The sequence below is a fragment of the Pseudomonas fluorescens NCIMB 11764 genome, from assembly GCF_000293885.2.
Classification (GTDB): domain Bacteria; phylum Pseudomonadota; class Gammaproteobacteria; order Pseudomonadales; family Pseudomonadaceae; genus Aquipseudomonas; species Aquipseudomonas fluorescens_B.
In genome coordinates this window covers 562482-585704 of record NZ_CP010945.1, presented here as the reverse complement: position 1 = coordinate 585704, position 23223 = coordinate 562482, and the positions used below count along the sequence as shown (strand labels likewise).

The following is a 23223-nucleotide window of genomic DNA, read 5'->3' as shown; positions in this document are numbered from 1 at the left end:
TGAATTTACCGATGGTGAGTGTCGCCAGTCGGCCGCTGAAAGTGGCGGACCTGAATCTGGAAACCATTACGTAAGCCTACATAGAGGCTTTCCCCGGGAACGAGTCCCGCAGCGGTGGCCCAACGGGCCAGATCGTCCTGTTCAAACCCCAACCAGAGATCACCGCAGGCCTCCCTGGCCCAACTCTGGTTGTGGCTACATAACTCTGTCACGAGCAGGCTACCGCCCGGTTGCAGCAAGTCGGCCATGTGCTTGAGCGCATCGGCCGGCGCGGCAAAGTGGTGCAGCACCATGTTCAGTACAACGCAATCAGCCTTGAGGCTGACGCCATTCAATGCATCGGCCAGTTGCAGGCTGACGTTAGCCAGCGCTTCACGTTCGCAGACCTGGCGCGCCAGTTCGAGCATCGCGGCGCTGTTGTCCAGTGCCGTGACGTGAGTGAAGCGGCGTGCCAGTTCAGGCAGAAAAGCGCCGTCACCTGGGCCGACTTCAATGGCCGTGGCCCCTTCACTGAAGCTCAGTTTGTCGAGCAACGCCACCACGCTTTCGCGGTACTGCGGCAAGCCGGCAATCAAGTCTTGCTGGGCGCGAAACTTCTCCGCGACCCGTGAGAAAAAGTCCTGGCTGGCCGCCGCCCGTTGCCCGTGGACCTGACCGATCCGCGACTGCACATCGGCCGGCAGGGTCAGGTTGTCCACTTCTTCGAGCAGCGCGGCGTGCAACTTGCCGCCCAGCAGATCGGTGTGGGGCAGGGCGCGACGGTAAAAAATCGCATTGCCTTCACGGCGCGTTGCCACCAGGTCGGCCTGGGCCAGCACCTTGAGGTGATGACTCATGCCCGACTGGCCGATGCCGAAGATCTGCGCCAGTTCCAGTACGCCAAACGAATCGTTGGCCAGCGCGCGCAATACATTCAGCCGCAGAGGATCGCCGCCGGCCTTGCACAGGGCCGCCAGCTCATCGCACTCGTCATGTTGAATGGAAGGCACGCGTAAATTCATAGGGCCAGCAGTCTAGTGATGGTCAGAAATCCCCGCAAGAGCAATATCAAAAAGTTTTGATATTGCTCGATAGATGGCACTTCTCGTGGAAAGGGTCACTCTACAAATCGTCAGCGGAAAGGTTTCACCAGGCGAATGCGACTTTATCCACCGGAAAAACGCCTTCAGATGATTATCTGTCATTGCCCCGAGGCGGGTCGGTGAGGGAAAATGCTCGCCTTTTTTCCGTTTCGTTTTATTCACTCTCGATTCAATATCCGCAGGAGAACAGCGATGCCCAGCCGTCGTGAGCGTGCCAACGCCATTCGTGCCCTCAGCATGGATGCCGTGCAAAAAGCCAACAGCGGCCATCCCGGTGCCCCTATGGGTATGGCAGATATCGCCGAAGTACTTTGGCGTGACTACCTGAAGCACAACCCGAGCAATCCATCGTTCGCCGACCGTGACCGCTTCGTGCTGTCCAACGGTCACGGTTCGATGCTGATCTACTCGCTGCTGCACCTGACCGGCTACGACCTGTCGATCGATGACCTGAAAAACTTCCGCCAGCTGCACAGCCGCACCCCGGGCCACCCGGAATTCGGCTACACCCCTGGCGTGGAAACCACCACCGGTCCACTGGGCCAGGGCCTGGCCAACGCCGTGGGTTTCGCCCTGGCAGAAAAAGTCCTGGCGGCGCAGTTCAACCGTCCGGGCCACAATGTCGTCGATCACCACACCTACGTGTTCCTCGGTGATGGCTGCATGATGGAAGGCATTTCCCACGAAGTCGGCTCCCTGGCCGGTACCTTGGGCCTGGGTAAACTGATCGCCTTCTACGATGACAACGGCATCTCCATCGACGGTGAAGTCGAAGGCTGGTTCACCGACGACACCCCTAAGCGTTTCGAAGCCTATAACTGGCAGGTGATCCGCAACGTCGACGGTCATGATCCGGAAGAGATCAAGATTGCCATCGAGACTGCTCGCAAAAGCGCGCAGCCAACCCTGATCTGCTGCAAGACCACCATCGGTTTCGGTTCGCCGAACAAGCAAGGTAAAGAAGATTGCCACGGCGCCCCATTGGGTGACGCGGAGATCGCTCTGACCCGCGCGGCGTTGAAGTGGAACCACGGTCCGTTCGAAATCCCGGCCGACATCTATGCCGAGTGGGACGCCAAGGAAGCCGGCCGCGCCGTTGAAGCCGAGTGGGATCAGCGTTTCGCTGCCTATTCCGCGGCTTTCCCTGAGCTGGCCAACGAGCTGATCCGTCGCCTGAGCGGCGAACTGCCGGCCGACTTCGCTGAAAAAGCGTCTGCCTATATTGCTGAAGTCGCGGCCAAGGGCGAAACCATCGCCAGCCGTAAAGCCAGCCAGAACGCCCTGAACGCCTACGGCCCGATGCTGCCGGAATTCCTCGGCGGTTCCGCTGACCTGGCCGGTTCCAACCTGACCCTGTGGAAAGGTTGCAAAGGTGTCACCGCCGAAGACGCCAGCGGCAACTACGTGTACTACGGCGTCCGCGAGTTCGGCATGAGCGCGATCATGAACGGCGTGGCCTTGCACGGCGGTCTGGTGCCTTACGGCGCGACCTTCCTGATGTTCATGGAATACGCCCGCAACGCCGTGCGCATGGCCTCGCTGATGAAGAAGCGCGTGCTGTTCGTCTACACCCACGACTCCATCGGTCTGGGCGAAGACGGCCCGACTCACCAGCCGATCGAGCAACTGACCAGCCTGCGCAGCACGCCGAACCTCGACACCTGGCGTCCAGCCGATGCCGTTGAATCGGCAGTGGCCTGGAAGTTCGCCCTGGAACGTAACGACGGTCCTTCGGCCTTGATCTTCTCGCGTCAGAACCTGCAGCACCAAACCCGCAACGCGATCCAGATCGAAGAGATCTCCCGTGGCGGTTACGTGCTGAAGGACTGCGCAGGCGAGCCTGAGCTGATCCTGATCGCCACCGGTTCGGAAGTGGGTCTGGCGGTTCAGGCTTATGACAAGCTGACCGAGCAAGGTCGCAAGGTGCGCGTTGTCTCGATGCCTTGCACCAGCGTGTTCGATGCGCAAGACGCCGACTACAAGCAATCGGTTCTGCCGTTGCAGGTCAGCGCCCGTATCGCCATCGAAGCTGCTCATGCGGACTACTGGTACAAATACGTGGGCCTGGAAGGCCGCGTCATCGGCATGACCACCTACGGCGAGTCGGCGCCTGCGCCTGCCTTGTTCGAAGAGTTCGGCTTCACCCTGGAAAACATCCTGGGTCAGGCTGAAGAGCTGCTGGAAGACTGATCCAGAAGTTGCGTCGTCCGGACTGCCGCCTTCGCGAGCAAACCCGCTCCCACATTGGAATGCATTCCCCTGTGGGAGCGGGCTTGCTCGCGAGGACGGTGGTTCGGTCCACGTTGCAATAACGGATTCACCACGGTAATCGAGAACCCCATGCCTCAACCGCGTCCCTACAAAGTTGCACTCAACGGCTACGGCCGGATTGGTCGTTGCGTCTTGCGTGCGTTGTTCGAGCGAGGCGAGAAGGCCGGGTTTGAGATTGTCGCGATCAACGATCTGGCGGACATGGCCAGCATCGAATACCTGACACGCTTCGACTCCACGCACGGGCGTTTTCCCGGCGAGGTGAAGGTCGAGGGCGATTGCCTGCATATTAATGGCGACTGCGTGAAGGTCCTGCGCAGTGCCACCCCCGAAGGCATCGATTGGGCATCGCTCGGCGTCGATCTGGTGTTGGAGTGCTCCGGCGCTTACCACACTCGCGAAGACGGTCAGCGTTTCCTCGACGCCGGCGCCCCGCGCGTGTTGTTTTCCCAGCCGATGGCCAGCGAGGCGGATGTCGACGCCACCATCGTCTACGGCGTGAACCAGGATTGCCTCACCGGCGATGAGCTGCTGGTGTCCAACGCGTCCTGCACCACCAACTGCGGCGTGCCGCTGTTGCGCCTGCTGGATCAGGCCATTGGTCTGGAATACGTGTCGATCACCACCATCCACTCGGCGATGAACGATCAGCCCGTCATTGACGCCTATCATCACGAAGACCTGCGCCGCACCCGTTCGGCGTTTCAGTCGGTGATTCCGGTGTCCACTGGTCTGGCGCGCGGCATCGAACGCCTGTTGCCGGAACTTGCCGGGCGAATTCAGGCCAAAGCCGTGCGTGTGCCGACGGTGAACGTGTCTTGCCTCGACATTACGATGCAGACCGTGAGCGACACCGACGCTACCGAGGTCAACCGGATTCTGCGCGAGGCTGCCAGCAGCGGCCCGCTCAAAGGCCTGCTGGCCTACACCGAGCTGCCCCACGCAAGCTGTGATTTCAACCATGACCCACATTCGGCGATCGTCGATGCCAGTCAGACCCGAGTTTCCGGCCCACGGCTGGTGAACATCCTGGCCTGGTTCGACAACGAATGGGGTTTTGCCAACCGAATGCTGGACGTTGCAGAACACTATCTGCAAACAGCGACTTCAAAAAAACCGTAGGAAGTGCGACCCATGACCGTGTTGAAGATGTCCGACCTCGATCTGCAAGGTAAGCGCGTATTGATCCGCGAAGACCTCAACGTCCCAGTCAAGGACGGTGTAGTCACCAGCGATGCGCGTATCCTGGCTTCGCTGCCGACCATCAAGCTGGCCCTGGAAAAAGGCGCGGCCGTCATGGTCTGCTCGCACCTTGGCCGTCCGACCGAAGGCGAATTCTCGGCCGAGAACAGTCTCAAGCCAGTCGCCGACTACCTGAGCAAGGCCTTGGGCCGCGAAGTGCCGCTGGTTGCCGATTACCTGGGCGGCGTTGACGTGAAGGCCGGCGACATCGTCCTGTTCGAAAACGTGCGCTTCAACAAAGGCGAGAAAAAGAACGCTGACGAACTGGCCCAGCAATATGCCGCCCTGTGCGACGTGTTCGTGATGGACGCCTTCGGCACCGCTCACCGCGCCGAGGGTTCGACCCATGGCGTGGCCAAGTTCGCCAAAGTCGCTGCCGCTGGCCCGCTGCTGGCCGCTGAACTCGACGCACTGGGTAAAGCCCTCGGCGCCCCGGCCCAGCCAATGGCGGCCATCGTTGCCGGCTCCAAGGTCTCGACCAAACTCGACGTGCTGAACAGCCTGAGCCAGATCTGCAACCAGCTGATCGTCGGCGGTGGCATTGCCAACACGTTCCTGGCCGCTGCCGGTCATCCGGTCGGCAAATCCCTGTACGAGCCGGACCTGCTGGACACTGCCCGCGAAATCGCCGCCAAGGTCAGCGTGCCGCTGCCGGTGGACGTTGTCGTCGCCAAGGAATTCGCTGAAAGCGCCACCGCGACCGTCAAGCTGATCGACGACGTTGCGGCAGACGACATGATCCTGGACATCGGCCCACAGACCGCGGCGAATTTCGCCGAGCTGTTGAAGTCGTCCAAGACCATTCTGTGGAACGGCCCGGTCGGCGTGTTCGAATTCGACCAGTTCGGTAACGGCACCAAAGTGCTGGCCCAGGCCATCGCGGAAAGCTCGGCGTTCTCCATCGCGGGCGGCGGCGACACCCTGGCGGCCATCGACAAATATGGCGTCGCCGATCAGATCTCCTACATTTCTACCGGTGGCGGCGCATTCCTCGAATTCGTCGAAGGTAAGGTGTTGCCGGCGGTTGAAGTCCTGGAAAGTCGGGCCAAGGGCTGAGGTCGCTGATTTGACCAGGAAAGGGAGTGTTCAGATGGTCAAGACGCTAGCGTTGTTGATCGTTGCGGGTTCGCTGGCGGCTTGCGGGAGTAACCCGAAAGCCAAGCCGGAACCTGCTCCGCAATCGGTGGAAAAGGGCTGCTACCAGGCTGACTGGCAAGCGGAAACAAACCCGGTGATCAACAAGCGTTCCGGGCCTGATGGCCTGGAAAAATACGAAACGCAGACACCCGCCAAGGAACATGGTTGCCCTTGACGGGTCTGACTCCTTACTCAGGGCTGGCGGCGTGCGCCGTCAGTCGAGGAACACGGATGAAAGGTTTTATCGCCATTACGGCGCTCGCACTGCTGGCAGGTTGTTCGAATTTCAACCTGTTCAAGCCTGCCGAATCGACGGACACCTGGACCACCTGGACCTGCGATAGCCAGGCCAAAGTGCTCTGGCGCTATACCGACGACAGTCGCAAGGCCGTCGATGTACGCCTCGGGGGCGCCGATCAGGTCTATCGCCTCAAGCTTGAACCGGGTGCGGAAGGTTCGCTGTACAGCGACGACATGCTGGCGTTTCACGTAAAAGGTGAGGAAGGCCTGGTGTACTGGGTCGCCACCAATGATTTGATCGGCCGCGGTTGTAAAGCGCAGTAATTGACACACCACAGATCCAATGTGGGAGCAGATCCAAATGTGGGAGCGAGCCTGCTCGCGAAAGCGGTGGATCAGCTTGCATCAAGATTGAATGTGAAACCGCATTCGCGAGCAGGCTCTCTCCCACAGTGGATCTGTGCAGGTTCTCAAGATTTGAGCAACACCGAATTCGCAGCCCGGGCCAACCCCCGATCTGCAAAAACTTGAATAGCCGCCGCCGCTCCGGCAGGCTGGCACGATTAACGACCCAAACCGGGAGAGACATACACAATGGCACTTATCAGCATGCGCCAGATGCTGGACCACGCAGCCGAGTTCGGCTACGGCGTTCCAGCCTTTAACGTCAACAACCTTGAGCAGATGCGCGCCATCATGGAAGCCGCTGACAAGACTGACTCCCCGGTGATCGTCCAGGCTTCGGCCGGTGCTCGCAAATACGCTGGTGCACCGTTCCTGCGTCACCTGATCCTGGCGGCAATCGAAGAATTCCCGCACATCCCGGTGTGCATGCACCAGGACCACGGCACCAGCCCCGACGTCTGCCAGCGCTCGATCCAACTGGGCTTCAGCTCGGTGATGATGGACGGTTCCCTCGGCGAAGACGGCAAGACCCCGACCGACTACGACTACAATGTGCGCGTCACCCAACAAACCGTGGCCATGGCTCACGCCTGTGGCGTATCGGTAGAAGGCGAGCTGGGTTGCCTGGGTTCGCTGGAAACCGGCATGGCCGGTGAAGAAGACGGCATCGGCGCCGAAGGCGTTCTGGATCACAGCCAGATGCTGACCGACCCGGAAGAAGCCGCTGACTTCGTCAAGCGCACCCAGGTCGATGCCTTGGCCATCGCCATCGGCACCAGCCACGGCGCCTACAAGTTCACCAAGCCGCCTACCGGTGACGTGCTGGCCATCGACCGCATCAAGGAAATCCACAAGCGCATTCCGAACACCCACCTGGTGATGCACGGTTCGTCTTCGGTTCCGCAAGAGTGGCTGGCGATCATCAACCAGTACGGCGGCGACATCAAAGAAACCTACGGCGTGCCGGTTGAAGAGATTGTTGAAGGCATCAAGCACGGCGTGCGCAAGGTCAACATCGACACCGACCTGCGCCTGGCGTCCACTGGCGCAATGCGTCGCCTGATGGCCACCAACCCGAGCGAGTTTGACCCTCGCAAGTTCTTTGGCGCGACGGTTACTGCGATGCGTGACGTGTGTATCGCTCGTTACGAAGCTTTCGGTACTGCGGGCAACGCTTCGAAGATCAAGCCGATCTCGTTGGAAGCAATGTATCAGCGTTACCTGAAAGGTGAGTTGAACGCCAAGGTTAACTAAAACTTCAGCGTTTTGTTTGCACAAAAAACCCGCAGAAATGCGGGTTTTTTTATGAGCGCTCGTCAATCGAGCCGTTACTTTTGCTGAACTAAACGTTATCGCGAAAAAGTATTAAAAACTGTCAATTGTTACAGGTGGTTTAGCCTTGTCATCTGGATAGAGTTGTCCTGGTAGTCGAAACCGCCAACTGGGGGGAAGCTGGTGCAGGCCGCCAGATGCAGGGGCGCGGTCATTGCGGCGAGGGTGTCAGGGAGAAGTGGTGGCAGGGGTGGGGCTGCTTCGCAGCCCAGCGGTAGCAAGCTCCCTCGTCACAGGGAGTGTCATCGTTGCGGGTGTGTGCCTGGGTTCTCGTTACTTATCGTGATCAATATCCAGCTTGCTGAATGTCACTTTCCCGCCTTCACTGGTGTACCCGGTGTTGTCCTGCACATACACCCCGGCCTTGAAGTACAGCGGTTTGACGCGCCACGTCGCGCTGATGTTGGTGTCCCATTGATAGCCCGCGGCGCTGATGCCCAGCGCCCCGCCAGGACTGAGGTGGATGAGGTAGGAAAACTCCTGATCCAGCTTCACGCCGGTAGCGACGGTGATCACCCGGCCTTCGCCATCATCAGGGTGCATGCGCACTTTGGCGACGATGTTGCCGCTCTTGCTGCTGGTCTTGTACTGATACTCGACCTTGACCATGGGCTTCTGGCTTTCATAGGCGTGGATCTGGCCAATGACGATTTTGCCCGAGCTCGGCACCTGGTTGACCGCCAGGGTGGCACGCAGGGAATTGTCGGCGTCCGGGTAGTACCAGTTTTTCAGCGTGCCGTTACTGTAGGTTTCCCGCAGTTCGGTGCGCGGATATTTTGCGTTTTCGGTTTTCGTGCCAGTCACCGGGGACCAGAAAAACAGGGTGCCGGTGTCGGAATGGAAGTATTGATCCTTGAAACCCTTCACCAGTTTGGCTGTTTCAACGGTGTACGGCGGGTTGCCGACGGGAACGCTGAGGTTCCAGGATGCGAGATCGATCATAGGAAAAGCTTCCAGAAATTTTGCAGCACGGACGTACCAGAAGCTCTAGCACGCGCCTTGGAGGGCGGTCTTTATAAGCGTAGAAGGCCCTTTTGTTAACGCCTGTCTGACAGATGGATGACGTCAAAATCCTGTTAAAAGGCCATCTTTCCCGGTTTTAGCGGCCTGTAGCGGTGACCGTTAGTCGGTAAATGAACCCTTTAGTTAAATGATGGCGTACTGATATCTTCTGCTTTAGCGAATCCCGGTCTAGAGTGAAGGCTTGTTATTTGTCCGGTTTTCACGAGAAACCAGCCTGACGCCCCAACAAGAGAAGCAGCATGGAATGCGCGCAACCCACGCCAGCCGAAGGCAGCTCAACACTTTTAATCGTCGATGATTACCCTGAAAACCTGATCAGCATGCGCGCGTTGCTGCAGCGCCAGGATTGGCAGGTCTTGACGGCTGCGTCCGGTTTTGAAGCCCTCAGTCTTTTACTCGAGCACGATATCGACCTGGTACTGCTGGATGTGCAGATGCCGGGCATGGACGGCTTTGAAGTCGCGCGCCTGATGCGGGGCAGCCAACGCACCCGCCTGACACCGATCATCTTCCTCACCGCCAATGAACAGTCCCAGGACGCCGTGATCAAGGGCTATGCCAGCGGTGCAGTGGATTACCTGTTCAAACCGTTCGATCCGCAAATTCTCAAGCCCAAAGTCCAGGCCCTGCTCGAGCATCAGCGCAATCGCCGGGCGTTGCAGCGCCTGAGCCACGATCTGGAGGTCGCGCGCGCTTTTAATGCGTCGGTGCTGGACAACGCCGCCGAAGGCATCCTGGTGGTCGGCGAGGACGGTCTGATTCGCTTTGCCAACCCGGCGATGTCGCGTCTGCTCAATGCCACGCTGCAAGACCTGCAGGGCAAAGAGTTTCTGGATTACCTGCAAAAGCCGCATATACCGATCTGGGCCGATTCCGAGTTGCTCGCCGGTTACAAGCGCGGCGAAACCTTGCGCCTGCATGACGCGCTGTTGCGTACGGCCCCCGGCCAGCAGGTGCCCGTGGCGCTGTCTTGCGCGCCGCTGCCCACCGAACAACATGCGATGGTGGTGACGGTGCTGGACATGTCGGTGGTGCGCCACCTGCATCAGCAATTGGAATTCCAGGCTGTGACCGACCCGTTGACCGGGCTGCTCAACCGCCGGGGTTTCTATCAGACGGTGGAAAACCTGTTGCTGCGCGGCGAGCGCTCTGACAGCGCGTGGGTGTTGCTTTATCTCGATCTCGACGGGTTCAAGCGGGTCAACGATTCCCTCGGCCACGATGCCGGCGACCGCGTGTTGCGCTGGGTCTCCGAGCAGTTGAAGGCGTGCTTGCGGCCGTTCGACATTCTGGCGCGCATGGGCGGCGATGAGTTCACGGCGCTGCTGGATCTGGAGTTCCCCGAACAGGCGGCGAAGATTGCCGAAAAACTCATCGAGCGGGTGTCGATCTGTCAGCAGATCGATGGTCTGGATATCGCGCTGGGCGCCAGCATCGGCATTGCTACGTACCCGGATTGCGGGGCCAATCTCGATGGTTTGCTGAGGGCGTCGGACATTGCCATGTACGAGGCCAAGCGCGCCGGCCGTCAGCAGTATCGTTTCTATGACCATGACATGAATGGTCGGGCGCGCTCACGGCTGATGCTCGAAGAAAGTGTGCGCACCGCCATTGAAAACCGTGATTTCAATCTGGTGTACCAGCCGCAGGTGGCCATCGCCGGTGGACAGATTCGCGGGTTCGAAGCGCTGTTGCGCTGGCAGCACCCGAGTGTCGGCGACGTGCCCCCCGGGCTGTTTTTGCCGTTGCTGGAAGAAGCGCGGCTGATCAGTCGCCTGGGCAGCTGGATTTATCAACGCGGCGCTGGCCAACGTAAAGCCTGGGAAACCCTGTTTGCCGAGGACCTGGTGCTGAGCGTCAGTTTGAGCAGCACGCAGTTCTGCATGCCCAACCTGGCCACCGAGTTGCGCCAGGTGCTGGAACGTCATGGGTTGCAGGCGCGTCATCTGGAAGTCGAGGTCACTGAAGAGGCCTTGATGCACAACCCCGAGGAAACCCGCAAACAGCTGCGTCTGCTGCGTAACCTGGGCGTGCGGGTGGCGCTGGATGACTTCGGTTCGGGGCCGTGCTCGCTGTCCCATCTGCGTGACCTGGATCTGGACACGCTCAAGCTCGACCGACATCTGATCGCTCGCTTGCCAGCGTCGTCACGGGATGCGGCGCTGGTGCGCAATGTGATCGACCTGTGCAAACAATACGGAATGCTGGTGATCGCCGAAGGGGTGGAAACCGTTGCGCAATATGAGTGGTTGCAAGCCAATGGTTGCGAGTACGTACAAGGCTTCCTGGTTGCCCGCCCGATGGTGGCCGAAGAGGTCAGCGACTTCGCACAGCCATTCGACTGGAGCGCGCTGACGGACTGAATTCGCTACACTGGCGACCTTTCCGTAATCGATGTTGCCGCCCCGATGACTGCCTTGAAATTCCTCCAGGCCTATCCCGCTGCTTTGCAGGACCAGGTGCGTCGGTTGATCACCGAAGGCCGGCTGGGCGATTACCTGAGCCAGCGTTACCCGCAAACGCACGACGTGCAGAGCGACAAGGCGTTGTACGCCTATGCGCTGGACCTGAAGCAGGAATACCTGCGCAATGCCCCGGCCATCGACAAGGTGTTGTTCGCCAACCGTCTGGACCTGACCCACCGCGCCCTCGGCCTGCACACCACGATCTCCCGAGTGCAGGGCGGCAAGCTCAAGGCCAAGAAAGAAATCCGCGTGGCCTCGCTGTTCAAGGAAGCCCCCGCCGAATTTCTGAAGATGATCGTGGTGCATGAGCTGGCGCACTTCAAGGAGTCGGATCACAACAAAGCGTTCTACAAGCTGTGCGAACACATGTTGCCGGGGTACCACCAGATCGAGTTCGATTTGCGGGTGTACCTGACGTGGCGGGAAATGCAGTAGCCAAGGAGTGTGTGGATGGACGTGAGCAAGACCAAGAGCAGCTTCTATCGCCGCTTGTACGTGGCGTACCTGATCGACAGCGGGCTGGCCAGCAGCGTCCCGGCACTGACCGAGGTGACCGGCATGCCCCGGCGCACGGCCCAGGACACCATTGCGGCGTTGGCGGATCTGGACATCGTTTGTGAATTCGAGCAGGAAGAGGGCGCGCGCAATCATGCCGGGCGTTATCGGATTCGCGAGTGGGGAGCGATTGACCGGGGGTGGATCGAGCGTAATCTGCGGCAGATCAAGGCGGTGTTGGAGTATCCCTGAATTCTGCGGCGTCAGTTATGACGCCATCGCGGGCAAGCCCGCGATAGGGCCCTCAAGAACGACGCATCCCGATATGCGGAATGCCATCCTCCAGGTATTCCTCACCCGCCACGACAAACCCGTACCGCCCGTAATACCCCTGCAAATGCGCCTGGGCCGACAGATAAACCGGCACTTCAGGCCAGCGCTTTTGCGCCTGCTTCAACGCCTGGGCGATCAGCTCATGACCCAGGCCCTTGCCGCGATAATCCGGCGCGGTAAGCACCCGCCCGATCACCACGTCTCCGCCCTGTAATTCAGGATCGAGCAAACGCAGGTACGCCACCAGTCGATCCCCGTCCCAGGCCATCAGATGGCAGGTGTCACCTTCCAGATCCTGGCCATCGACGTCTTGATAAATACATTTCTGCTCCACAACGAACACCTCGGCGCGTAGCTGCAGAACGGCGTAAAGCTGCTCCTTGCCCAGATCACTGTGGTGTTTGCAGATCCAATCGATTGTCATCTTCACATTCCTTGAGCATCGTCCCTCCGATACTAAGCGTCTGCACGAAAGATGTCTCGATGGCGAAGAAATCTGTGACAAAGGCCAAAATGCCATCATTCATTTCGCGCGGCGTTGTCTTCTTTGTGTAATCTGGGATGAAGCGCTGTGCAGTGGCTTCGATGAGCTAATGTTAGTACCTGGGTTTTGCCGGTACGGGGCCTTGGAGTTTTGGCTGAAAACGTCGGGCAACCGCCCGCTAAGGATTTTCGAGCATGCCGCGATTGCATCGAGCTTTGGCCTTGATCGGATTGCTGTTGCTGACTCAGAGTGCTGCAGCGGAAAAGCTGCGGTTGGTCGCCGATTCATGGCCGCCCTTTACCGACGCCACGTTGGTCAACGGCGGGTTGGCCACCGACATTGTCAGCACCGCGCTGGCCCGCGCCGGCTATGCCAGCGATTTTGAGCAGGTGCCGTGGGCGCGTGCGTTGCTGGGTATAGGCGAGGGGCGTTACGACGTGCTGGTGAACGCCTGGTACACCGATGAGCGCACCAGACTTGGCCAATTCTCCGGTGAGTACCTGCTCAACCGCGTGCGCTTTCTCAAGCGCAAGGACGCGCCGATCGAATTCAATAATCTGCAGCAATTGCACATGTACCCGATTGCGGTGGTGCGCGGTTATGCCTATTCACCCGCGTTCGATGAAGACGCTTCGCTGCAGAAGATCCCGGTGCACAGCTTCGCCATGGCCGTGCGCATGGTCGCCGCCGACCGGGTCAAGCTGACCCTGGAGGATGAATACGTCGCGCGTTACTACCTGGCACGGGAGTCAGCCAAGGTGCGCAATTCCGTGGAATTCCTGCCCAAGCCTTTGAGCGAGAACAGCCTGCATATTCTGGTCAGCCTGAAAAATCCGCAGCATGAACAGATTGTGGCGGGTTTTGATCGGGAGATCGCCGAGATGAAGGCGGACGGGAGTTATGAGCGATTGATGAAGGCGCATGGGATGTGAGTGGGCTGATCCGGATTTTGCGCTGTCGCTGATGGCCTCATCGCGGGCAAGCTCGCTGCCACAATGGATTCATGGCGTGCATGCAATTCCGGACACCGCACATATCCCCCAGTGGTGGGCTCGCCTGCGATGAGGTCCGCCCAGCCAACACCGATTTCAATCCTCGCTGGTGTCCTTGATGAGATGCGCCGCCAACGTCCGCAACGGCCCCAACTGGCGACAGATCAGCGCCAACTGCGTCTGCACCAGCCGCTGGCCTTCATCGATCTCGTCCGGCATCTGTTCCAGCTCATTGGCCAGTGCCTCTTCCTCATCACTTTGAATCGCAATCGGCTGTTTGCTCGCCAGGCCTTGAGCGATCTCATCAATGCTCGCCGCCAGTTTCACGCCGGCACCTTCGATCAAATGCTCGCGCACGTCCGCCGGCAGCAGGGTTTCACGGTGTGCGCCCAGTCCTGACAAATAGCTGAGCAACGTGTGCGACAACACCAGGAAGCGGAACCCGACATCCGCTTCCTTACGGAAATGCCCAGGCTCCATCAGCATGTTGGCCAGCGTCGTCGACAATGCCGCATCGGCGTTGTGCGCGTTGCGCCGGGCCAGGCGATAAGCCAGGTCGTCGCTCTTGCCGGCGGCGTATTGCTGCATGATCTGGCGCAGGTAAATGCTGTTGCAGGTCAGGGTGTTGGCCAGCACCTTGTTCAGGCGTCGACCCTGCCAGTCCGGCAGGAACAGGAACACCGCGAGCCCGGCGATCAGGCTGCCGAGCAGGGTATCGAACAGTCGCGGCAGAAACAGACCATAACCGTCGCCGACCTGGTTGAAGCAGAACAGCACCATCAAGGTGATCGCCGCCGTCGCCAGGGTGTAGCGCGTGGTGCGGTTGGTGAAGAACACCACCCCGGCGGCAATTGCGAAGCACGACTGGATCAGCGGGTTCGGGAACAGATCAAACAGCGCCCAGGCCAGGGTCAGGCCTATGGCGGTGCCGATGATCCGCTGACCCAGCTTGCGGCGTGTGGCGCCGTAGTTCGGTTGGCAGACGAAGAGCGTGGTGAGGATGATCCAGTAACCTTGCGACGGGTGAATCAAATGCACCATGCCGTAGCCGATGCTCAGCGCGAGGGGCAATCGCAGGGCGTGGCGGAACAGCAGCGAGGTCGGTGTCAGCTGCGTGCGCAAGCGCATCCACACATCCTTCAGGCTGCGGGGCGAACGGTCGAGCAGGCTGCTGTCGGTGGCGTCGGCGAGGGCGTCGGGGTTGCTCGCATCGCTGAGCAAACGGTCGAGAGTGCCGAGGTTGGCGGCCAGCGCGCGCAGGGATCGCAGCAGTCCGCGCCAGGCCGGGTTGCTCTGGATGCGCAGGTGTTCGAGGGAAGCGTGCAGGTCGCTCAGGGCTTCGGCGAAGCTGGCGTCATAAATGAAGGGTTGGCGCATCTGGATCGATTCCGCCAGCGCTCGGCACGCCTTGCCCTGCTGGCGCAGCAGGCGCTGACAGCGGAACAGCACGTCACTGTGGAAAAAGGCGTCAGCCAGCGCGTTATACGGATAGTGGGAGGAGCTGGCGCGCTCGTGGATGTCCTGGGCGAGGAAGTAGAGTTTCAGGTAGCGGCTGACTTTCGAGCCCGGTCGACCGTCTCCGACCCGGTGCAGAATGATTTCCTTGGCGGCGTTCAGTGCCGCGACGACCCGGCCGTTCTGCTGGGCCAGTTCCAGTCGACGCGCTTCCACGTCCATCTGCCGGATCGGCTCGAACAGCGACGACTTCAGCTTCAGGTAAAACCCCAGCTCACGGAACAATCGCGCGAGGCTCTGCTGCACCGGCTGGTTGGAAAACATCGCTTGCCACAACACCGAGAGCACGCCGTACCACGCCGCGCCGGCGACCAGCAGCAACGGCTCGTGCCAGAAATCGGTCACCTCGCCGCCGCGCTGGTCCACGCCGATCATGGTGTAGACCGACAGAATCAACGTTGCCGAGGCAATCGCGCCATAGCGTTCGCCCAGCGCACCGAGCATGGTCAGGCCGAAACTGGCCAGCGCGAGGGCGATGACGAAGACGATGGGGTAGGGGAAGAGCAGTTCGACGGAGAGGGCCGCGATGCTGAAGCACACCAGCGTCACGGCCAGAGCGTTGAGGCGGCCCTGCCAACTGTCGTCGGTCTCGGCCAGGGCGCTGGCGATGATCCCCAGGAACAGCGGGATCAGCAGCCCCATTTCATCCTGATACCAACACAGCGCCATGCTGCCCGTCAGGGCGATGAACACCCGCACGCTGTAACTGAATTTATCCAGCGCCCAGAGACGGCGCAGAGACTGACGAAATGGGGTCGATGGCATGAAGTGCGAGGGCCTTCCGAGGCAATGACGCTAAATTGAGCCAGTAATGACGTCGACGCAATGGCGCCGATCACATCTGACAGCAAAATCTGTTCCTTCCCTGGCGACGATGTCAGGTCAGTATTGAGCCTGTGGCGAGGGAGCTTGCTGCCGTTCGGCGGCGCAGCCGTCGTAAATACTGTGGCGTCAGATGTCGGGGCCTGCTGCGCAGGCCAGCGGGAGCAAGCTCCCTCGCCACAAAAGCTCGTACACTTTTTGATTCGTGTGGATCAGACGAATTGCGCCGCCGCGTAACCCGAGGCCCAGGCCCACTGGAAGTTGAAGCCGCCCAGATGCCCGGTTACGTCCAGTACTTCGCCGATGAAATACAAACCAGGGCTTTTCAGCGATTCCATGGTCTTGGACGACACCTCGTTGGTATCGACGCCGCCCAGTGTCACTTCGGCGGTGCGGTAGCCTTCGGTGCCTGCGGGAACGACTTTCCAGCTCGCCAGTTTTTCGGCGATGTCGGCGATTTCCGCGTGGGTGTACTGCTTCATCGGTTTGGAGACGAACCAGTTGTCCGCCAGCAGGTTGGCCATCTTCTTGGTGAAGATCTCGCCCAGCAGGGTTTTCAGTTCGCTGTTCGGGCGTTCGGCTTGCTGCTGTTGCAGCCAGCCCGGTACGTCGTGATCCGGCATCAGGTTGATCTCTACCGTATCGCCGGATTCCCAGAACGAGGAAATCTGCAAAATCGCCGGGCCGCTGAGACCGCGGTGGGTGAACAGGATGTTCTCGCGGAAGCTCTGGTCGTTGCAGCTCACCAGGCAATCCACCGACGTACCGGACAGCTCGGTGCAAAGCTCCTTGAGCTGATCGGTGATGGTGAACGGCACCAGGCCGGCACGGGTTGGCAACAGTTCGTGGCCAAACTGCTTCGCGACCTGATATCCGAAACCGGTGGCGCCCAGGGTCGGAATCGACAGGCCGCCAGTGGCGATTACCAAGGATTCACAGGTGATCTGCCCCAGCGTGGTGTCCAGCAAATAACCGTTTTCCAGCTTCTCGATGGTCTGGATCGAGGTGTCCAGGTGCAGGCTGACGCCGACCTGATCGCACTCGCTGAGGAGCATCTCGAGGATGTCGCTGGATTTGTTATCGCAGAACAACTGGCCGAGTTTTTTCTCGTGGTACGGCACGCCATGTTTGGCGACCATCCCGATGAAATCCCACTGGGTGTAGCGCGCCAGGGCGGATTTGCAGAAGTGTTCGTTTTGCGAGAGGAAATTGCCCGGTTCGGTGTACATGTTGGTGAAATTGCAGCGGCCACCGCCCGACATCAGGATTTTCTTGCCGGCCTTGTTCGCATGGTCGAGCAACATCACCTTGCGCCCGCGCCCGGCGGCGGTCAGCGCACACATCAACCCTGCGGCGCCAGCGCCAATGATCACGACTTCGGTAGAGCGCAAAACGGTGTCCTCACACAGGAGCTGATCTGAAATGCAATCAAATGTGGGCGCTGGCAAGCCAGCTCCCACAGGGGGGCGCGGCGTTTTTAGAGGATGCGCACGCGCAGCGAACGGCCTTTGATCTTGCCGTCATTCAGGCGCTGCAAGGCTTGTTTGGCAATCCCGCGTTCCACGGCCACGTAGGCCTGGAAGTCAAAAATCGCAATCTTGCCAACCTGCGCACCCGGAATCCCGGCATCGCCGGTCAGTGCGCCGAGGATGTCACCCGGACGCACCTTGTCTTTACGGCCGGCGCCGATGACCAGCGTGCTCATTTGCGGCAGCAACGGACCGCCGCCCTGGGATTTGAGGTTGTCGAGCTGATCCCAGCTCAATGGCGACTTCTGCAGCTGTTCGATGGCCTGGGCGCGATGCGCTTCGGACGGTGCGACCAGGCTGATTGCGATGCCTTTCTCACCTGCACGACCGGTACGGCCGACACGGTGAATGTGGATTTCCGAGTCACGGGCCAGTTCGACGTTGATCACCATGTCCAGCGCATCGATGTCCAGACCGCGCGCGGCGACGTCAGTGGCAACCAGCACCGAAGTGCTGCGGTTGGCGAACATCGCCAACACCTGGTCACGGTCACGCTGTTCCAGATCGCCATGCAAACCGACGGCGGAGATGCCTTTGGCCGTCAGGTGGTCAACGGTTTCCTGAACCTGCTGCTTGGTGAAGCAGAAGGCCACGCAGGACGCCGGACGATGATGCGCGAGGATTTTGACCACGGCGTCCATGCGCTCTTCCGGGGAAATCTCGTAGAAGCGCTGCTCGATCTGCGTGTCGTCGTGGAACGCCTCGGCCTTCACTTGTTGCGGATTGCGCATGAACTTGGACGCCAGCTGCTTGATGCCCACCGGATACGTGGCGGAGAACAGCAGGGTCTGGCGACGCTCGGGGCACTGGGCAATGATTTCTTCGATGGAGTCGTAGAAACCCATGTCGAGCATGCGATCGGCTTCGTCCAGGATCAGCGTGTTCAGGCCATGAAGGATCAGCGAGCCCTTGCGCAGGTGCTGCTGGATGCGACCCGGCGTGCCGACGATGATATGCGCGCCGTGCTCCAGCGAACCGATCTGCGGGCCGAACGATACGCCGCCGCACAGGGTCAGGACCTTGATGTTGTCTTCGGAACGGGCCAGACGACGGATTTCCTTGGCGACCTGGTCGGCCAGCTCGCGTGTCGGGCAAATGACCAGCGCCTGGCAGCCGAAGAAGCGCGGATTGATCGGGTTGAGCAGGCCGATACCGAAGGCCGCGGTCTTGCCGCTGCCGGTCTTGGCCTGGGCGATCAGGTCCATCCCTTTCAGGATCACCGGCAAGCTTTGCGCCTGGATCGGCGTCATCTCGGCATAACCCAAAGAGTCGAGGTTAGCCAGCATGGCAGCGGACAGCGGCAAAGTATTAAAAGCGGTGGCGATGGTGGTCACGGGACTGGCCTGCAAAACAAAATGTCGCGCAGTGTATCAGTCCCGTGGCCATTGGCCCTAAGGTTCGATGTGTTCTTCCGGACGTTTGACACGCCGTCCGTCTTCCTTTGACAGCTGCGAGAAGATCGTCGCGGCCAGCATGGCCATGACGCCGACGGTCACGAAGGTCAGTTGGAAGGCGCCCAATACCGTGTCCACGCCATCGTTTCCGACCTCGGCCGTGAACCCGCCAAGCAGCGCACCGGCGCACGCAACGCCCAGGCTCAGGGACAACTGCGCGACCACCGACAGCAGGCTGTTGCCGCTGCTGGCGCTGGCGTCGTCGAGGTCGATCAGGGTCACGGTGTTCATCGCGGTGAACTGCAAGGAGTTGATTGCGCCGAGAACCGCCAGCATGCCCAGCAGCAGCCAGTACGGCGTCTGCTCGCTGACCAGGCCCATGCTCGCCAGCATCAGACCCAGCGCCAACGTGTTGCCGGTCAGCACGATGCGATAGCCCAGGCGTTCGATCAGTGGCCGTGCCACCGACTTGGCAACCATCGCCGCAGCGGCCAGCGGCAACATGCTCATCCCGGCCTGGGACGGCGAGTAACCCAGCGCCACTTGCAGCAGCAACGGTACGAGAAATGGCAGTGCGCCGCTGCCCAGGCGGGCGAACAGGTTGCCGAGGATGCCCACGGCAAAGGTCCGGGTCTTGAACAGCGACGGCGCGAACAGCGGATTATCGATGTGCCCGGCCCGCAGCCAGTACGCCGCCAGACAGGCCATGCCGCCGAACAGCAGCAACATCACGCGCAAATGCGGCAGGTGCAGTTCGCCGAGACCCTCCATGGCGACGGTGATCAGCACCATCGCCGCGCCAAACAGCAGGAAACCGAGGCTGTCGAAACGCGTGCGCTCAGTGCCGCGCAGGTCGGGGATGAATCTCCACACGGCGTAGCAACCGACGGCGCCGACCGGCAGGTTGATCAGGAAGATCCAGTGCCAGGTCAGGTATTCCACCATCCAGCCGCCCATGGTTGGGCCGATCAGCGGCCCGAGCAGGCCGGGAATGGTGATGAACCCCATGATCCGCACCAGCTCCGAGCGCGGGTAGGCGCGCAGCACCACGAGCCGCCCGACCGGGAGCATCAGCGCACCGCCCAGGCCCTGAATCACCCGGGCGCCGATCAGCATGCTCAAGGTGCTCGACAGGGCGCAGAGCAGTGAGCCGAGGCTGAACAGCAGGATCGCGCCGAAAAAGATTTTCTTGGTGCCGAAGCGATCGGCGATCCAGCCCGAGGCGGGGATGAGCAAGGCGACGGTGAGCATGTAGGCAATGATCACACCCTGCATGCGCAGCGGATCTTCCGCCAGGTCGCGGGCCATGGCCGGCAGGGCGGTGTTGAGGATGGTCCCGTCGAGGGACTGCATGAAGAAGGCAATGGCGACGACCCACGGCACCCAGCGGGCGGTGACAGCGTCGAGAGGCGGGCGGTTGGGCATGGGACCTCTTGTGGGTTTTTAATGCAGATTTGTGGCTGTCGTTGACCTGTGGCGAGGGAGCTTGCTCCCGCTCGGCTGCGAAGCAGTCGTAAACCCGGTAAATGCGGTTTGTCTGATGAACCGTGTTTACTGATTTTTGGGCTGCTTCGCAGCCCAGCGGGAGCAAGCTCCCTCGCCACAGGGTTTTGTGGTTACAGCGTCAACGTCAGTTTGCTGATCAGCGCCCCCGGTAACAGCGCCGAAGCCGTTGCTCGCTGACTGTACGTGCTCGCCGACAGCAACAACTCGCGCTCTTCGGTCAACGCCTCCAGCTGTGAACCCAGCAAGCTGTAAGCACTGTCATCAAAACGCATGGTGCTCACCGGCGCCTGTATCTCGCCATTCTCGACCCAGAACGTCGCGAACCTTGTCATGCCGGTCATGCGCGCCCCCGGCTGGTCCGAGTAGTTCAAGTACCACAGATTGCTGATGTACAGCCCCGTGCCCAGTTGCTTGAGAATCTCTGCATCAGGCAACGTCCCGGCCGCCATGTTCAAGGCGCTCGGCATTTCACCGCCACTGGCACCGTTGGCGGTCAGGCCGTACTCGGCTGCACTGCGCGAGCTGACCATTTGCGCGCCGGCCTTGCCGTCGACAATCAACTTGAGATCGCTGCGCGGATACCCCTCGCCGGAGAACGCCGGGCTCAACGAACCGCTGACTTTTTCATCGACGGACACGAGCGGGCTGAACGAGCTGTTGCCTGCGAAAAGCTTCTGCAGCGGACTGTTTTTGCTGGCAATCGACTGCGCCGAAAAACCGCCCCAGCCGAGCATATCCATGATTTCGCCCATGGCTGCCGGTGCCAGAAAGGCGCGGTACTGACCTGGCGGCAGAGTGCGCTGCGGCCTGCCGAGAAACGCCAACTGCTCCCGTGCCTGGGCAAAGCGTTTGGCAAACCCTTCGCTGTTCCAGTCGTGCCCGGCGTAGCTGGCTTTCACTGCCTGCCCGTTGTCATGAAACAGGCTGAAGTCAAAGTTGAAGCTGTTGGCCTGGTGCCAGCCGAACGCGCCTGAAGAGCTGGCGAATCCGCGACTGATCGGACCGGCTGCATAGAAGCCCACCAGGTCCAGGCCTTCGGCAGCCTGGGCGATTTCGCCGACCACTTGCTCGGTGTCCGGCAGCGGATGCGCCTGCACGTTCTTGCTTTGCCAGCCGTTGTGGTTGAGCAGCAGATACGGATCTTTCGGCAGCAACGGCAAGGTCTCGCGCAACTGTTGCAGCCCTTCGGCCAAACGCTGGAGGTCGACTTCAGCATTGCCCGATAGCGTGATATCGAGGTCGGCATGCCGACCCTCGTTGATCAGTTTGAAGCCGACACTCGCTTGCTGAACCTGACCGGCCTGACGCACCTTGGCGTGGTTGAAACGAACAAAGGCCGATGACTCGGCGGCGTAGCTGAGGGTAAATTGCTCCGGTTCGCGAATGGCGTCGCGCAGCCAGTTGACCAAGGCCTTGAACCCGTCGGCCTGATTGTTTGACGTAGTCATCAGGCGTCTCCCCCAAACACATCCACATTGCTGAACACACAGGCCGGCGACGCATGGCCGACACGGATCACCTGGTTCGGCTCACCCTTGCCGCAGTTCGGGGTGCCAAGAACCTTGAAGGTGCTGGCATCGCCGACGGCGCTGAGGCTTTTCCAGAACTGCGCGGAAATCGCCCGGTAGTTCGGGTTTTTCACCACGCCTTTGAGCTCGCCGTTTTCAATCAACTGTGCCCATTCGCAACCGAACTGGAATTTGTTGCGCGCATCGTCGATCGACCAGGAGCGGTTGGTGCTCATCAAAATGCCGTGTTCGATGTTGCCGATCAGTTGCTCAAGCGGTTGGTCGCCAGGCTCGATGTTCAGGTTGGCCATGCGGTCGATCGGCGGGCGATTCCAGCCGCAGGCGCGGCTGTTGGCGACGCCGTCCATGCCGGCACGGAATTGCGACAGCGCACCGCCCAATGGACGCAGGAGCAAGCCTTCTTTGATCAGAAATTGCTTGCTGGCGGCGGTGCCGTCGTCGTCATGGCCGTAGCTGGCGAGCTGCTCGGGGATGTCCGGGTCGAAGGTCACGTTGAGCAGTGTCGAACCGTATTGCAGATGGCCGAAGTCTTCTGCCTTGACGAAACTGGTGCCGGCGTAATTGCGCTCGTCACCGAGGATGCGGTCCAGTTCCAGCGGATGACCGATGGATTCGTGGATCTGCAGCATCATCTGGTCGGGCATCAACAGCAGGTCGCGCGGGCCTTGCGGGGCGTTCGGTGCCAGCAACAATTGCAGCGCCTGATCGGCGATTTTCGGGCCTGCACCCACCAGGCCGCAGCGACTGATCACATCAAAGCCGCCCTGTTGGCCGAAGTTTTCGCGGCCGAGGGTACGGGTCTGGCTGTCGCTGCCGTCGTAGGCGGTGACTTCCAGGCTCGGGTAGATGAAACGCTGGGCCTGGCGCAGTTCAGCGCCGGCGCTGCTGAGGTAGATCTGTTCGACGTTGGTGATGCCGATGCTCACCTGCCAGTTCACCAGTCGCTCGTCCTTGGGCACGGACGCTGATTCGGCGCCGAGCAGTTGATAGCAATCGCTCAGGGACGGGAAGGGCAGGTCGAAGTTCGGCGAGAAGTAATCGGCGCGGTCGCTGGAGACGGCTTGATCACGCAAGTCGAGCAGGGCGTGGGGCTTGAGCCGGCGGGCGTGTTGCTCGGCTTTTTCCAGCGCGGCCTGCAGGCCGGATTGCGACAGGTCGTTGGTCGCGGCGTAGGCTTCGACGCCGTTGACGCGCACGGTCAACATCGCGCCTTCGTCACGACTCAGGCTCGGAGGTTCGGCGACGTTCTTGCGCACCGACAGGTACTGGCCGGACTCGCGCACATAACGCAGCGAAAAGAATTCAGCGCCCGTGCGCAAGGCAGCGAAGCGCTGCTTGAGCTGGGGGTGGAAATCGAACATTCGGGAACCTCCTTGGTATGGGGTTGCGATGTATCGGTGTTGCGAGGGGGGTGAAACGTTTGCGTG

19 protein-coding genes are annotated in these 23223 nt (G+C 60.5%); 10 read left to right on the top strand and 9 right to left on the bottom strand.

Annotation, left to right across the window (positions count from 1 at the left end; translation table 11 throughout):
- Positions 1–5: 5 nt before the first annotated feature.
- The gene (locus B723_RS02705) at positions 6–1001 is read right to left on the bottom strand and encodes an ArsR/SmtB family transcription factor (RefSeq protein ID WP_017341229.1); all 996 of its coding nucleotides are present in this window, start codon (positions 999–1001) and stop codon (positions 6–8) included.
- Positions 1002–1274: 273 nt separating this feature from the next.
- Here B723_RS02705 and tkt point away from each other — a divergent pair, with 273 nt between their 5' ends.
- The 6 genes from tkt to fba all read left to right on the top strand — a co-directional run bounded on the left by tkt (position 1275) and on the right by fba (position 7631).
- Positions 1275–3272, top strand: a complete 1998-nt coding sequence (gene tkt, locus B723_RS02700; RefSeq protein WP_017341228.1) for a transketolase — start codon at positions 1275–1277, stop codon at positions 3270–3272.
- A gap of 150 nt (positions 3273–3422) precedes the next feature.
- A complete protein-coding gene (gene epd, locus B723_RS02695) occupies positions 3423–4475 on the top strand; it encodes an erythrose-4-phosphate dehydrogenase (RefSeq protein WP_017341227.1) in 1053 nt (350 codons plus the stop codon).
- A gap of 12 nt (positions 4476–4487) precedes the next feature.
- Positions 4488–5651: a phosphoglycerate kinase gene (locus B723_RS02690; protein ID WP_017341226.1), complete on the top strand. Its 1164-nt coding sequence runs from the start codon at positions 4488–4490 to the stop codon at positions 5649–5651.
- Between the two features lie 34 nt (positions 5652–5685).
- Entirely contained in the window at positions 5686–5907 is a 222-nt protein-coding gene (locus B723_RS02685) for a hypothetical protein (protein WP_017341225.1), read from the top strand.
- 56 nt (positions 5908–5963) lie between these two features.
- Positions 5964–6296 (top strand): MliC family protein, encoded by a 333-nt coding sequence (locus tag B723_RS02680; protein ID WP_017341224.1) that lies wholly within the window; start codon positions 5964–5966, stop codon positions 6294–6296.
- A 270-nt stretch (positions 6297–6566) separates the two neighbouring features.
- Positions 6567–7631, top strand: a complete 1065-nt coding sequence (gene fba, locus B723_RS02675) for a class II fructose-bisphosphate aldolase (protein ID WP_008081027.1) — start codon at positions 6567–6569, stop codon at positions 7629–7631.
- Between the two features lie 351 nt (positions 7632–7982).
- Here fba and B723_RS02670 read toward each other — a convergent pair whose 3' ends face one another.
- Positions 7983–8651 (bottom strand): polysaccharide lyase family 7 protein, encoded by a 669-nt coding sequence (locus tag B723_RS02670; RefSeq protein ID WP_017341223.1) that lies wholly within the window; start codon positions 8649–8651, stop codon positions 7983–7985.
- Positions 8652–8971: 320 nt separating this feature from the next.
- Here B723_RS02670 and B723_RS02665 point away from each other — a divergent pair, with 320 nt between their 5' ends.
- From B723_RS02665 to B723_RS02655, 3 genes are read left to right on the top strand one after another with little or no spacing between them, the layout of a single operon-like run.
- Positions 8972–11095: a putative bifunctional diguanylate cyclase/phosphodiesterase gene (locus B723_RS02665; RefSeq protein WP_017341222.1), complete on the top strand. Its 2124-nt coding sequence runs from the start codon at positions 8972–8974 to the stop codon at positions 11093–11095.
- Between the two features lie 45 nt (positions 11096–11140).
- Positions 11141–11632 (top strand): M48 family metallopeptidase, encoded by a 492-nt coding sequence (locus B723_RS02660; protein WP_017341221.1) that lies wholly within the window; start codon positions 11141–11143, stop codon positions 11630–11632.
- A gap of 15 nt (positions 11633–11647) precedes the next feature.
- Positions 11648–11944, top strand: a complete 297-nt coding sequence (locus B723_RS02655; protein ID WP_007894945.1) for a winged helix-turn-helix domain-containing protein — start codon at positions 11648–11650, stop codon at positions 11942–11944.
- Between the two features lie 52 nt (positions 11945–11996).
- Here B723_RS02655 and B723_RS02650 read toward each other — a convergent pair whose 3' ends face one another.
- Positions 11997–12449 carry a GNAT family N-acetyltransferase gene (locus tag B723_RS02650; protein WP_017341220.1) on the bottom strand — a complete coding sequence of 151 codons (453 nt, stop codon included), beginning with the start codon at positions 12447–12449 and terminating at the stop codon, positions 11997–11999.
- Between the two features lie 254 nt (positions 12450–12703).
- Between B723_RS02650 and B723_RS02645 the strand changes: the two genes are divergently transcribed.
- Entirely contained in the window at positions 12704–13441 is a 738-nt protein-coding gene (locus B723_RS02645; RefSeq protein WP_017341219.1) for a substrate-binding periplasmic protein, read from the top strand.
- A 156-nt stretch (positions 13442–13597) separates the two neighbouring features.
- Here the strand turns inward: B723_RS02645 and yccS are convergent, their stop codons facing one another.
- The 6 genes from yccS to B723_RS02615 form a co-directional block, all read right to left on the bottom strand.
- Positions 13598–15781: a YccS family putative transporter gene (gene yccS / locus B723_RS02640; protein WP_017341218.1), complete on the bottom strand. Its 2184-nt coding sequence runs from the start codon at positions 15779–15781 to the stop codon at positions 13598–13600.
- Between the two features lie 269 nt (positions 15782–16050).
- Positions 16051–17229, bottom strand: coding sequence for an NAD(P)/FAD-dependent oxidoreductase (locus B723_RS02635; RefSeq protein WP_017341217.1), 1179 nt, complete (start codon positions 17227–17229; stop codon positions 16051–16053).
- An 86-nt stretch (positions 17230–17315) separates the two neighbouring features.
- Positions 17316–18653, bottom strand: coding sequence for an ATP-dependent RNA helicase DbpA (gene dbpA / locus B723_RS02630; RefSeq protein ID WP_238588330.1), 1338 nt, complete (start codon positions 18651–18653; stop codon positions 17316–17318).
- Between the two features lie 105 nt (positions 18654–18758).
- Positions 18759–20186, bottom strand: coding sequence for a multidrug transporter subunit MdtD (gene mdtD, locus B723_RS02625; protein WP_017341215.1), 1428 nt, complete (start codon positions 20184–20186; stop codon positions 18759–18761).
- A gap of 191 nt (positions 20187–20377) precedes the next feature.
- Positions 20378–21715: a TldD/PmbA family protein gene (locus B723_RS02620; RefSeq protein ID WP_017341214.1), complete on the bottom strand. Its 1338-nt coding sequence runs from the start codon at positions 21713–21715 to the stop codon at positions 20378–20380.
- Positions 21715–23157 (bottom strand): TldD/PmbA family protein, encoded by a 1443-nt coding sequence (locus B723_RS02615; protein WP_017341213.1) that lies wholly within the window; start codon positions 23155–23157, stop codon positions 21715–21717. The genes B723_RS02620 and B723_RS02615 overlap by 1 nt, the downstream gene beginning before the upstream one ends.
- Positions 23158–23223 lie beyond the last annotated feature (66 nt).